The following is a 12,363-nucleotide window of genomic DNA, read 5'->3' as shown; positions in this document are numbered from 1 at the left end:
TCAGCATATATAATCTGTCCATCCGCGCATGCGTCGACTATTGAAATCAGGCTGGTGCCGCGTCTGCACAACCTCTATCGAGCGAGGTCCAGAATGCATGTGAGGCCCAGTCCACATGCTTTCGACGTATTTTGCGTCCTGTGCTGAAATAGCCGGTCCGCTTGGCCTTGCTAGGCATACAGGCACAGCCGCTATGCTGAAATCGTCATCCGTCACGCGCGAATCACGCAAGACGGCAGCATTTTCCCTGCTTACACTGCGCTTCGACTCAACACACTCAGGAGAGCAGTCGTGGCGCATATCTGGGAAGGCGTATTGCCCGCAGTTACCACCAAGTTTCACGCGGATTTCAGCATAGACCGCGAATGGACCGGCAAGAATATCGAGGCGCAGATCGACGCGGGTGTGGACGGCATCATCGTGTGCGGATCGCTCGGCGAAGCATCGACGCTCTCGCTGGACGAGAAGCTGCAAGTGCTCGACATCGCCGTTGAAGCGTCGCGCGGCCGTGTGCCCGTTTTGCTGACGATCGCCGAGAACAGCACGCTCGACGCATGCCGCCAGGCCGAAGCCGGCAGCCGGCATGGCGCGGCCGGATTCATGGTGCTGCCTGGGCTGCGCTATCTGTCCGACCGGCGCGAAACGCTGCACCACTTTCGCAGCGTCGCCGATGCGAGCGCGCTGCCGCTAATGATCTATAACAATCCGCTGGCCTATGGCGTCGACATGACGCCCGAGATGTTCGCGGAAATCGCCGACGAAAAGAAGATCGTCGCGATCAAGGAATCATGCGGCGACGTGCGGCGCGTGACCGATCTGATCAACGTGGTCGGCGACCGCTTCGCGATTCTGTGCGGGGTCGACAATCTCGCGATGGAAGCGATATTGATGGGCGCGCATGGCTGGGTGGCCGGTCTCGTGTGCGCGTTTCCGCGCGAGACGGTCGTGATTTACAAGTTGCTGAAGGCGGGCCGTCTTGAAGAAGCGCGCGCGATCTATCGCTGGTTCGCGCCCCTGCTCGCACTCGATGTTTCGTCGAAGCTGGTGCAGAACATCAAGCTGGCCGAGACGATCGTCGGGCTCGGTACGGAGCCGGTGCGGCCGCCGCGTCTGCCGCTGGCCGGAGATGAGCGCAAAGCCGTTGAAGCGTTGATCCGCCAGTCGATTGAAAACCGTCCGACGCTGCCGCAGGTTTAAGTTGCGGTTTGAGTTGCAGCAAGTTGATGGGTAGCCGCTCCCGGCCGCAGAGCAGCGCGGCCGGTGAGATACCCGCTTGTCAGGCCGCCTGCTTTTCCGCGGCCACCTCACCTTGCCGCAAATGCAGCAGCCGATAGCCGCTCTTGTAAACGGGTTGCAGCCGGAAGTCGTTTTGCGGCTCGATCTCAAGCAGCAAACGCAAGCGCGACACATGGCTGTCGATCGTGCGGGTGAACTCGCGGAACTCACGGCCCCACACCATCGCGAAGATATGGTCGCGCGACATCACGCGGCCAATATTGGAAAAGAACAGCGACGCCAACCGGTATTGCGTACCCGATAGAGGCACCGGCTGACCGCGCAGCATAACGAGCTGGCGATGCGTATCGAAGTGATAGGGGCCGACATCGAAGCTCGCGGCGCTGAAACGGTCCGGATAGGCGCGGCGCAGTAAGGCCGCAACGCGCTCGCGGAACTCGCCCGGACGCAACGGCAGCCCGACATAGTCGTCTGCCCCGCTGACAAAGGCGCGCACCACGCTGTCCTCCGACGTCTCGGCCGAAGCGAACAGCACCGGCAGGCGGTCGCCACCAACGGCGCGCACCGACCTCAGAACTTCCGCACCGGAGAGACGGGTGCCTTGCCAGTCCAGCACCAGCAGATCCACGGTGGAACGGGCGAGCGCTTTCGACATACTCAGACCGTCGTCGTAGACCATACAGGTATGGCCGGCACTCATGAGAATCTTTTCGATCGACTGACGCGTGACGGGGTCACGCTGAAGGATGGCAATGCGCATGGGATGACTCTTAACTGATAGCTCGGACGCGATTCTCGGAGGGACGCCCAAACCATCCCATAGGAGCATTCCTAATTTGCGCGTCAATTGCCCCCTTCCGACACCTGTGTGCTGCATTCCTACACGCGACCGCTGCGGCTCGCACGACACACAGGCCTTGCCGTCCTGGCTGCCTTCGAAAACCCCGTTTTCGGGAACTTTTCCCAATCTAATTAAGCACTTCCCGAAGCGATCCGCTTTCATCCTGTAAAATCGCCGCCCTGGCCCCAGTCGTCATCGCGCTTGCCCTATCCGGGCCGGCGCGCCGGTGTCCCGTGCTCTACCCAGCGCTTGCCACACTTCTCGCCCGACGACCGCCGTATTTCCACGCGCCACGTGTGGTTTCCAATTCAAGACAAGACACAAGCAATGCAAGCGACAAATCTGGGTGGAGCGCAGGCTGTCACCCCACGCCCTCTTGGGCGAAGCGATTACAAGACGCTCGGCCTCGCCGCGCTCGGCGGGGCGCTGGAGTTTTACGACTTCATCATCTTCGTATTCTTTGCGCCGGCGATCGGCCAGCTGTTCTTCCCCGCCGCGATGCCGGACTGGCTGCGTCAGGTGCAGACCTTCGGTATCTTCGCGGCCGGTTATCTGGCCCGGCCGCTGGGCGGCATCATCATGGCGCACTTCGGCGACCTGTTCGGCCGCAAGCGCATGTTCACGCTGAGCGTGCTGCTGATGTCGGTGCCGACGCTGATGATGGGTCTGCTTCCTACCTACGCCAGCATCGGCGTGATGGCGCCGGTCTTGCTGCTGCTGTTCCGCGTGATGCAGGGCGCTGCGGTCGGCGGCGAAGTGCCGGGCGCATGGGTGTTCGTTTCCGAGCACGTGCCGCAGCGGCACATCGGCTATGCGTGCGGCACGCTGACAGCCGGCCTCACGGCAGGCATCCTGCTCGGCTCGCTGATCGCCTCGGCGGTAAACCGCAACTTCGCGCCGGCGGAAATCTCCTCTTACGCATGGCGCATCCCGTTCCTGGTGGGTGGCGTGTTCGGCATGTTCTCGGTTTACCTGCGCCGCTGGCTGCATGAGACGCCGGTGTTCGCCGAGCTCAAGCAACGCAAGGCAATCGCCGCGGAAGTGCCGCTCAAGGCTGTGCTGCGCGACCACGGCCGCGCCGTGATCGTGTCGATGCTGCTCACGTGGATGCTGTCGGCTGCAATCGTCGTAGTGATTCTGATGACGCCGACGCTGCTGCAGAAGCAGTTTCATATCGCGCCGGCCACGGCGTTGCTGGCGAACTGCGTGGCGACGCTGTGTCTGACGATCGGCTGCGTGATGGCGGGCTCAATCGCCGGCCGCATCGGTGCGGGGCGCACGATTTTCATCGGCGGCCTCGCGCTGGCCGTGACGTACTACGTGATGTTCCAGCAACTTGCCGTCGATACGTCGGCACTGGTGCCGCTGTACGCGGTGGCCGGCCTGTTCGTCGGTGTGATCGGCGCGATTCCGTTCGTGCTGGTGAAGGCGTTCCCGCCGGTCGTGCGATTCTCAGGCATCTCGTTCTCGTATAACGTTGCCTACGCAGTGTTCGGCGGCCTCACACCGATCGCCGTTTCGCTGATGATGAAGTCGAACCCGATGGCCGCGCCGCTGTATGTCGGCGCGATCTGCATTGTCGGGGCATTGACCACGCTGTTCATCAAAGACGCTCCGCAAACGCGCTAATCGAGCTGTTTTGTAACGGCGCACCGCCTGGTGCGCCGTTGTTTCCATCGGCTTCACGCTCAGCCTTTCCGGCAATTCCGGCGACATCGACACTTCACGCCGGACCGAAACATCGTGCGCCGCATCGGCCTACGATGTGTCTCATGAACTCTCCCAATACCCCCGTCTCGCCGGCCCTCGGCCGCGTCCTTGCGACCGTCAGCATCGGCTTCGTCGTCACGCAGCTTGACGTGACCATCGTCAACATCGCTCTGCCGAAGATCGGCGCAGACCTGCATGCAGACGTTGCTGGCCTGCAGTGGGTTGTCGACGCGTACACGCTCGCGTTCGCCGTGCTGATGCTTTCGGCAGGCGCGCTCGGTGACCGGCTCGGCACACGGCGCATGTACGCGGCCGGCATCGTGCTGTTTGCGCTCGCGTCGCTCGCTTGCGGACTGGCGCTCGATGCCACCATGCTGATTGCCGCGCGCGCCGTGCAAGGCATCGGCGCCGCCGCCATGCTGCCGAACTCGCTCGCGCTACTCAATCAGTCATACGGCCACGATCCGAAGCTCCGGGCACGCGCCGTCGGACTGTGGACCGCCGCGGGCGCGATTTCGATCGCGGCCGGACCGGTGGTCGGTGGTGTGCTGATTGCGGCGTTCGGCTGGCGCAGCATCTTTCTCGTCAATCTGCCGATTTGCGTAGCCGGTTTGCTGGCGACTTTGCTTTGGGTGCCGCGGTCTGGGTCCGCGCGGAAAATCGCGCAAGGAGTGGCTTCGGCTACGACCACAGCAATCCCCCGTGGCATCGATCTGAGCGGCCAGGCCCTTGCGATCGTCGCGCTCACCGCCTTCGTCGCCGCTGTGATCGAATGGCGGCCGCTGGGGCTGAGCCATCCGCTGGTCGCCTGCGGTTTCATACTCGCTCTGATCGCGGCCGCCGCCTTTATCGTCGTGGAATCGCGTGTCGAAGCACCGATGCTGCCGCTCTCGCTATTCAGCAAGCGCACCTTCAATGCGGCGGTGCTGTTCGGCATCTGCGTGAATCTGACGTACTACGGCATGGTATTCGTGCTGAGCCTGTATTTGCAGCGCGTACGCGGCTACACCCCGCTGCAGGCGGGCCTCGCTTTCCTGCCGTTGACGGGCGGCTTTCTGCTCTCGAACGTGGCGAGCGGCTGGGTGGTCGGGCGCTTCGGCGTACGTGTGCCGATGATCGCCGGCGCAATCACCGCAGGGCTCGGCTACGGCCTGCTGCATTTCGTCGATGCGTCTACGCCGCTCATCGGCCTGCTGCTGCCGTTCCTGCTGATTCCGTCCGGGATGGGACTCGCGGTCCCGGCCATGACGACCGCCGTGCTGGCTTCCGTCGAAGCGCAGCGCGCCGGCACTGCGTCCGCCGTGCTGAATACCGCCCGGCAAGCAGGCGGTGCGGTGGGTGTGGCTGCCTTCGGTGCGTTGGCAAGCGGCGCGGCTGCCACGCAGATCGTCGCGGGGATGCAGGCCGCGACGGCCATCTCGGTCGGTTTGCTGGTGGTTGGTGGCGTAATGGGCTGCCTTGTTCATCCGGAGCCGCAGGCGTCGGCCTTGAGGCCGCACGGGACTTGTCGTGGGCAAGTTGGCAAATCGCACTGAACATCGCACCGATTCAACCTGAGTGCAAAACAAGACCCCACGATGCTTAGGCATCGCAGGAGTCTTCTTTCAACGCTTATACGGCGCCAGCAGGCGCGATACAACTCGCGCTGCCGCCGCACGTATTTACAGCGGCGCTTCCTGAATCGTGCCGGTGTCGATCGCGCGTTCGATCAATCCTTCGTTTTGCGCCTTGGTGATCGCGTCGGCGATCAGCTTTTCCGGCTGCTCGATTTCGGCCTTGATCGTGCTGATAAGACCTGATGCATCCAGAACCACCAGCGTTTTCGCCGAATCGGCAAGGCTGATGATGACGCGATGCGGCGTAGGCCCTTCGCCGAGACTTGCGCACAACTGCGTGACCTTGCCGCCAATGGTTTGCTCAAAGCTTTGAATCATTATTTGCTCCCTTGATTACAGCCACAATCAAAAGCGACCTGCACAGACTACCTCAATTGCGTGATTAGAGATTCAGCCCGCCGCGAGGCGAGCGCGCGCCGTCGATACTGATCCGGCCCGCTCCGGTCACAAACAGCAGCAGGAAACCACCCGCGATACCGACGTTTTTCCAGAAGTGGATCACCATGTCGCGTTGCAAAGCGGGATCGGTAACATTCCAGAAATCGTGGCCCAGCACTGCGGTTGCCACGGTGTAGACGGCCATGATGAGCGCGAGCGGGCGGATCTTGAAGCCGACGATCAGCAGCAGGCCACCGAGTGCCTCGACCGCCGTTGCGATCGGTGCGGCGACCTGGACGAGCGGCACACCCTTCGCATTCAGATAGCCGACAAAGCCCGCATAGCCCAGCAGTTTCATCACACCGCCCCATAAGAACAGCACGGCAAGGGCAATACGCGCGATGAGGATCACGCCGGAATCGACGGGACGCGTCATGAGGGGCTCCTGTAAATGAATAAGCAGCAGACCCGGCCAGACGGCCGCAGTTCCCTACTTTGCATCTGAGAATAGGTGCGCTGCCCGCCTTTTCCAAGCGTGGGCCGGCATGAACGGCACAATCTGCGCCGTCTCAAGGGAAGGAAAACAGTGTCCGAGCGCACAGCGCGTGCCCGATCGTGCACGCCATGGACAGTATCGACGTCGTGCCTAAGCGCGGGGATATGTCGCGACCTCGATCAGATTGCCATCCGGATCGCGGCAATACACCGAGGTCATCTTGCCGCGTGCGCCATCGCGTTCAACCGGGCCGGCTTCTATCTCGACACCCTGAGCGAGCCAGTGAGCTTTAACCTCAGCGGGGCTCGCGGTGGTGACAAAACACAGATCGGCGCTGCCCGGCACCGGCTCACGCCCGGTGAACCACGCGACCGTGTCCGCATCCACGGGACGCAAGTTGATCTTCTGATTGCCGTATGTCATCGCCACGCGCGTGCCGGTGCGCGACTCGAACTCGGTACGCCGCATGCCGAGCATGCGTGCATACCAGGCCGCACTGGTTTCCACGTCGGCGACATTCAGAACGAGATGATCGAGACTGTCTATCGAGAAGCTCATGGATTTCGTCACCGTCGTGAGGTGCTATGAGGTGCTACTGCTGCGGCGCATCCGGCGCGAGCAGGACACCCTTCGTAAAGACGAAGCAGCCGTAACCGCGCTCTTCGCCGGTAGCGATCACGCAATAGGCCTTGCGCGCCCGCTCATAGAAAGCGAAACGTTCAACAGAAGCAAACGGCACCTCGCGCCCTTCCGCCGCATTGATCTCAAGCTGCACTTCGCGCTGAACCGCCGGAATCGAGTTCGGCTCACCGACCACTTCCATCCGCGACGCAGGACGCTCGATGAATGTATCCAGCGGCATCACCGACAGAATCGCGCGAATGGCACGCGGCGCGTTCACGCCATCGAGGCGCAGTAGCTTGCCCAACACCGTCTCCTGCGCGACGGACGCGCCCGGAAAGTTGGCGTCGCAAACCACCAGTTCGTCGCCATGCCCCATCGAGCGTAGCGCATGCAGCACATCGGCATTCAGCAGCGGGTCCAGATTCTTCAGCACGGTGTCTCCTTGAGGGTCGATTGGCCGCCAGCCACCCGGATTCGAGCGGATTGTCCTTGTTGCGCGTCGCGATCGATTGTAGCAAGACCGTGGCGCACGGTTCTTTGCCGACGGCTCATCGTCAATCCAGCTTTCCACACGATGCGGCGAGCGGCATTGCGCGACACCGCCACCGCAACCATCCAACCAATGCGAGCAGCACGAGACCCGCGCCACCCAGCACCGGCTCGCGCCAGGCCAGCAACGCTGTGAAGGTGAACGCGCGTGTGCCGGCCAGCAGAGCAAAGCCGGCGATCGCGCTGGAGAGCGCGTCGACAGCGCCCGACAGGCGCGTGACCGTGAGGACAGTACCGGGAGCCGTGACGGCAACGGACTCGTGCATGATCGTCTCCGTGAAAAAGACTGCGTGAGCTCAGGTAGCGGCAGGGACCTGGTCGAGGAAACCGGTCACCGCCTGCAAGCGGCCGTGCATGTCGAGCACGCCGAAGTCGGATCCCTTGACGATCGCCTCGCCGGCCGGCGTGGTGAGTGCCCACGAAAAACGCAGGCGGTTCGCGAAACCGTCGACTTCCGTCGTGCGGTGAAACGTGTGATGCGGGAAGCGTTCATGCACCGCACGGATCATCGCGTCGATGCCGTCATGGCCCGCGCCTGCCAGCAGCGGATCGCGATAGTCGGCATCGGTGGTCCATGTCGCGGCGATCAGTTCCCGGCGGCGTACTGCATCGGTTTCATTCCATGCGTCGAAGTAACGGTCGATCAGATCGGTATGCGCATTCATCTCAGACTCCTTGATTGGCATGACTGAGCACTACGCTCGGCAGACACGTTGTATGCGGCGGGCTCGGAGTGAAGATTGACGGCTCGAGCGCAGCGCGTCGATTACGTTGGAGGTAAGCATCGAGATGCACCAGCGTGAAGAACCGCGCTGTTTTGCCCACCGGATAGGCCATTTGGCTGAATCGTCACCGACTTCGTCAGCCGCTAACCTCATGGCGGAATTGGGGGCCGCGCAGCGTCGACTCGCGGCATGTGACGAACTGAATGGGCGCGGACACAGGCCGCTTTTTTAATATGGTTTTCACACTTGCAAGACCGTATCCAACGGGATACACTCATCAACAAATCGGTTCACCGCCTGTGTACACGGTCAAGCGCACCGAGGAATTCGACCACTGGCTTGCCGGCCTCGCAAACTTGAGGGCGAGAGCCAAAATCCTGGTGCGAGTCCGGCGTGCTGAGCGAGGTCATTTCGGCGACGTCAAGCTGCTGGAAGACGGTGTGTCCGAGATGCGCATCGATTGCGGTCCCGGCTATCGGGTCTACTTCGCGCGCGAAGGGCGCGTGGTGTTCCTGCTGCTCTGCGGTGGCGATAAATCCACGCAGCCAGCCGACATCAGGCATGCCAAATCAATGTGGGCAGACATCAGAAAGGAACTGTCATGAGCAAAGTCAAAACCGCACGGTTCGACGCATCGCATTACCTCGATAGCGAAGAGATGATCGCCGAGTATCTCAACGCAGCGCTGGAAGAAGGGGACGCCGACCTGCTCCTCGCCGCGATCGCCGACATCGCAAAAGCACGTGGCATTGCGAAGGTTGCGGCGGACGCCGGACTCGGGCGCGAAAGCCTCTATAAAACCCTCGCGCCCGGCTCCAAACCGCGCATGGACACGGTGTTCAAATTGCTGCGCGCGCTGGGCGTCAAACTCAACGCCGTGCCGGAAGGCGTAGCGCCCGCCTGATTCGCGCCTGGCGTGTTGTCGCCTGGGGTGACGCCCTGAATGAGCTGCGTATTCGTGGGTGCTCCTACGCTTTCTCGGACATTCCACGGTATTGCCTAGCATTCCCGGGTATTCCCGGGGTATTCCATTACCTGTCAGGTAATGGATCGCTAACGCGCTTTGGCTATCATCGGCAACATGAACACACTCTCTCTTGCACAAACCATCCCGTCGAACGGGCCGACAGCAAGCCGCACGGTCGGCGATCTGCTGCGCGAATGGCGGCAGCGGCGAAGAATGAGTCAGTTGCTGCTCGCCGCTGAAGCCGATATTTCAACGCGGCATCTGAGCTTCGTCGAATCAGGCCGTGCGGTGCCTAGCCGGGAAATGGTCATGCACCTCGCTGAGCGGCTCGACGTGCCACTGCGCGCGCGCAATGCACTGCTGATTGCGGCGGGTTATGCGCCGCTGTTCCGCGAACGCCCGTTGACGGACCCGCAGTTAGCCGCCGCACGCGAGGCAGTTGAGTTGGTGCTCAAAGGTCACGAGCCGTATCCGGCTCTCGCGATCGACCGTCACTGGACCATCGTTGCCGCGAACAATGCGCTTGCGCCGCTGCTTGCAGGCGCAAGCCCTGAGCTTATGAAACCGCCGGTCAATGCGATGCGATTGAGCTTGCATCCGGGAGGCATCGCGGCGTCGATCGTCAATTGGCATGCCTGGCGCGCGCACGCGCTGTCCCGGCTTCAGCGACAAATCGACGTGAGCGGTGACGACACGTTGAGCGCACTGCGCGACGAACTCGCTGCATATCCCGCTCCACCCGGCGCTGAAGCGGCCGACCACGACGACACGGCAGGTAATCAGATCGCCGTGCCGCTGCGGTTGCGCACGCCGATCGGCGTCCTGTCGTTCTTCAGCACGACCACGGTGTTCGGCACACCGGTAGATGTCACACTGTCGGAGCTTGCTATTGAAGCGTTCTTTCCCGCCGATCAGGAAACCGCGGCCGCGCTGCGTGAGTTTGCCGCGAGCCAGCGCGCCGAAGGCCAAGGGGCTGAAGCTGTGAAGTCATAGCAGCACCGCAGAAACCTGGAGCGCAATATCGAAAGCTGAATTGTTCCCGCTTGCAGCATCGTTCAAACCACACGGAGAGACACACTTGATCAACAACGCCCTACTGGTCCGCCAACTCGGTCTCGCCGACCGCGACGCCTACTTTCAGCTTCGCCTGCGCGGACTGAAGGCGCATCCGGAGTCGTTCGGTCAAAGCTACGAGGACGCGGTGGCCAAGGGCGCCGCGCGGCACGATGCGATGTTGGAAGGCACACGCGCAGCCGAAGGTGATTTTTTGCTCGGTGCTTATGAATCGGCTAATACGCCATTGATCGGTGTAGTGGGACTGCTGCGTAACCAGAGCGACAAGGAAAGGCACAAGGCTTCCGTCGTCGGTATGTATGTCGCGCCGGAAGCTGCGGGCCGCGGAGTCGGGCGCGCCTTGCTGAATGAGTTGCTGGCGCGAGCGGCGCAGATAGAAGGTCTACGGCAAATCCAGCTGATGGTGGGTAGCCGCAACGAAGCGGCACGCAAACTCTATGAGTCGCTTGGCTTTCGCAAATATGGTTGCGAGGTGGAAGCATTGAACGTCGGCGGCGTGTTTCACGATGCTGATCTGATGGCGCGCTTCATGTAACGGCTTTCGGGTGCCCTGCTTCAACGCGCGATACGTGCTATCTTTTTCAATCACCTTTCCGCTGCACCAACCCCGAAGCGGCTTATCCGCCGCCCTCGGGCTATCTTCGATTTGCCGCTCGCCAGTCAAACACCATGTCCGACCTTGCCACTTCCCTTCCGCGTGTACCACGCCGTTTCGACATCAATCCGAAACCGCTAGGTGCCGCACTCCTTCTTATCGCGCTGGGCGCCGTCTATCTGGCACAGACCGTTAGCGGTCGTCAGGCAGCGCTCTACATCGTCGGCACCTTGCTGGGCTTGTCGCTCTATCACGCGGCGTTCGGTTTTACCTCGGCGTGGCGAGTCTTTATCGCCGACGGCCGCGGCGCGGGTCTGCGCGCCCAGATGCTGATGCTGGCGCTCGGCGTGTTGCTGTTCTTTCCGGCGCTCGCCGCGGGTACGCTGTTCGGCCGGCCGGTGGTCGGCCTCGTCGCACCGGCAGGCACATCCGTGCTGGTTGGTGCCTTCATGTTCGGCATCGGCATGCAGCTGGGCGGCGGCTGCGCGTCCGGCACGCTGTACACCGTAGGCGGCGGCAGCACGCGCATGATCGTCACGCTGGCGGCGTTCGTCATCGGTTCGGTTGTCGCGACCGCTCATATGCCGTTCTGGACCGCACTGCCGTCTCTCAAACCGCTTTCGATGGTAACCACGCTCGGTCTCGGCTGGGCGATCGCGCTGAATCTGCTCATGTTCGCTGCGATCGCGGCGCTCACCGTATGGGTCGAACGGCGCCGCCATGGCGGGCTGGTCGACGAGCCGCAGCGTCCGCCGCACGCGTCGCCATGGCTGCACGGCCCGTGGCCGTTGTTCGTCGGTGCAATCGCGCTGGTCCTGCTCAACTTCGCGACGCTGGCGCTGTCCGGTCGCCCATGGGGTGTGACGTCCGCGTTTGCGCTGTGGGGCGCCAAGATATTTGCCGCACTGGGCATCGATGTGGCCAATTGGACGTATTGGGCCGCTCACGCCAACGCCGGCGCACTGGCCGCTCCTGTTACACATGACGTCACCACGGTGATGGACATTGGCATCATCCTCGGCGCCATGACGGCCGCCGCACTGGCCGGCCGTTACGCACCGGTCTGGAAGGTGCCGGCCCGCTCGCTGATCGCGGCGGTGGTCGGCGGCCTGATGCTCGGCTACGGAGCCCGTCTGGCCTACGGTTGTAACATCGGCGCCTATTTCAGCGGCATCGTGTCAGGCAGCTTGCACGGTTGGTTGTGGCTGGTCGCCGCCTTCGCCGGCAACGTGCTCGGCACCCGCCTGCGCCCGCTGTTCGGCCTCGAAGTCGAACGCATCCGCGCAAACGGTTGCTAGAAGTTACAAATGCGGCCTCGTTTGTAACTGGGGCCGCATCAACATGTTACACGTCTGATTCGTCCCCATTGCAGTTCCAACGAACGGTATTTATTACTTTCAATTGGGCTCGCTTTCTATTTCCTTTCTGATTCCGTCATGATTTTCCGGTTCTCGACCGGGTACACGCCATTGCTCAGATGGATGACTCTGAAGCCCACTACACAAGGGTTTTCATGGATCAGACGAAATTCCGAGGCCGCAAAAAACCCGCT

15 protein-coding genes are annotated in these 12,363 nt (G+C 62.2%); 8 read left to right on the top strand and 7 right to left on the bottom strand.

Features of this window, described 5'->3' with window-relative positions; all coding sequences use genetic code 11:
• Positions 1-291 precede the first annotated feature (291 nt).
• On the top strand, positions 292-1,197 hold the full coding sequence (locus M0D66_RS14450; protein WP_054039054.1) for a dihydrodipicolinate synthase family protein: 906 nt from the start codon (positions 292-294) through the stop codon (positions 1,195-1,197).
• 79 nt (positions 1,198-1,276) lie between these two features.
• Here the strand turns inward: M0D66_RS14450 and M0D66_RS14445 are convergent, their stop codons facing one another.
• On the bottom strand, positions 1,277-1,996 hold the full coding sequence (locus M0D66_RS14445) for a response regulator transcription factor (protein WP_093645309.1): 720 nt from the start codon (positions 1,994-1,996) through the stop codon (positions 1,277-1,279).
• A 408-nt stretch (positions 1,997-2,404) separates the two neighbouring features.
• Here M0D66_RS14445 and M0D66_RS14440 point away from each other — a divergent pair, with 408 nt between their 5' ends.
• On the top strand, positions 2,405-3,706 hold the full coding sequence (locus M0D66_RS14440) for an MFS transporter (protein ID WP_211706557.1): 1,302 nt from the start codon (positions 2,405-2,407) through the stop codon (positions 3,704-3,706).
• Positions 3,707-3,840: 134 nt separating this feature from the next.
• Positions 3,841-5,322 (top strand): MFS transporter, encoded by a 1,482-nt coding sequence (locus tag M0D66_RS14435; protein WP_211706558.1) that lies wholly within the window; start codon positions 3,841-3,843, stop codon positions 5,320-5,322.
• A 126-nt stretch (positions 5,323-5,448) separates the two neighbouring features.
• Here the strand turns inward: M0D66_RS14435 and M0D66_RS14430 are convergent, their stop codons facing one another.
• From M0D66_RS14430 to M0D66_RS14405, 6 genes are all read right to left on the bottom strand, one after another.
• A complete protein-coding gene (locus tag M0D66_RS14430; protein WP_093634704.1) occupies positions 5,449-5,721 on the bottom strand; it encodes a hypothetical protein in 273 nt (90 codons plus the stop codon).
• A gap of 64 nt (positions 5,722-5,785) precedes the next feature.
• Entirely contained in the window at positions 5,786-6,217 is a 432-nt protein-coding gene (locus M0D66_RS14425; protein WP_200618276.1) for a DoxX family protein, read from the bottom strand.
• A gap of 210 nt (positions 6,218-6,427) precedes the next feature.
• Positions 6,428-6,835: a VOC family protein gene (locus M0D66_RS14420; protein ID WP_211706559.1), complete on the bottom strand. Its 408-nt coding sequence runs from the start codon at positions 6,833-6,835 to the stop codon at positions 6,428-6,430.
• A 34-nt stretch (positions 6,836-6,869) separates the two neighbouring features.
• A complete protein-coding gene (locus M0D66_RS14415) occupies positions 6,870-7,334 on the bottom strand; it encodes an RbsD/FucU family protein (protein WP_093634706.1) in 465 nt (154 codons plus the stop codon).
• 121 nt (positions 7,335-7,455) lie between these two features.
• Positions 7,456-7,716 carry a hypothetical protein gene (locus tag M0D66_RS14410; protein ID WP_200651453.1) on the bottom strand — a complete coding sequence of 87 codons (261 nt, stop codon included), beginning with the start codon at positions 7,714-7,716 and terminating at the stop codon, positions 7,456-7,458.
• A 30-nt stretch (positions 7,717-7,746) separates the two neighbouring features.
• The gene (locus M0D66_RS14405; RefSeq protein WP_200618275.1) at positions 7,747-8,115 is read right to left on the bottom strand and encodes a nuclear transport factor 2 family protein; all 369 of its coding nucleotides are present in this window, start codon (positions 8,113-8,115) and stop codon (positions 7,747-7,749) included.
• Between the two features lie 293 nt (positions 8,116-8,408).
• Here M0D66_RS14405 and M0D66_RS14400 point away from each other — a divergent pair, with 293 nt between their 5' ends.
• From M0D66_RS14400 to M0D66_RS14380, 5 genes are all read left to right on the top strand, one after another.
• Entirely contained in the window at positions 8,409-8,780 is a 372-nt protein-coding gene (locus M0D66_RS14400) for a type II toxin-antitoxin system RelE/ParE family toxin (protein WP_200651461.1), read from the top strand.
• Positions 8,777-9,079: an addiction module antidote protein gene (locus M0D66_RS14395; protein WP_054039070.1), complete on the top strand. Its 303-nt coding sequence runs from the start codon at positions 8,777-8,779 to the stop codon at positions 9,077-9,079. The genes M0D66_RS14400 and M0D66_RS14395 overlap by 4 nt, the downstream gene beginning before the upstream one ends.
• 177 nt (positions 9,080-9,256) lie before the next feature.
• Positions 9,257-10,135 (top strand): helix-turn-helix domain-containing protein, encoded by an 879-nt coding sequence (locus tag M0D66_RS14390; protein ID WP_211706560.1) that lies wholly within the window; start codon positions 9,257-9,259, stop codon positions 10,133-10,135.
• 85 nt (positions 10,136-10,220) lie between these two features.
• Positions 10,221-10,751 (top strand): GNAT family N-acetyltransferase, encoded by a 531-nt coding sequence (locus M0D66_RS14385; protein WP_200618272.1) that lies wholly within the window; start codon positions 10,221-10,223, stop codon positions 10,749-10,751.
• A gap of 134 nt (positions 10,752-10,885) precedes the next feature.
• Positions 10,886-12,109, top strand: coding sequence for a YeeE/YedE family protein (locus M0D66_RS14380; RefSeq protein WP_266210940.1), 1,224 nt, complete (start codon positions 10,886-10,888; stop codon positions 12,107-12,109).
• Positions 12,110-12,363: the final 254 nt, after the last annotated feature.

The organism is Paraburkholderia sp. SECH2 (assembly GCF_030464795.1).
Lineage (GTDB): Bacteria > Pseudomonadota > Gammaproteobacteria > Burkholderiales > Burkholderiaceae > Paraburkholderia > Paraburkholderia aspalathi.
The sequence above is the reverse complement of the archived record's forward strand: the minus strand, read 5'-3'. Positions and strand labels throughout refer to the sequence as shown.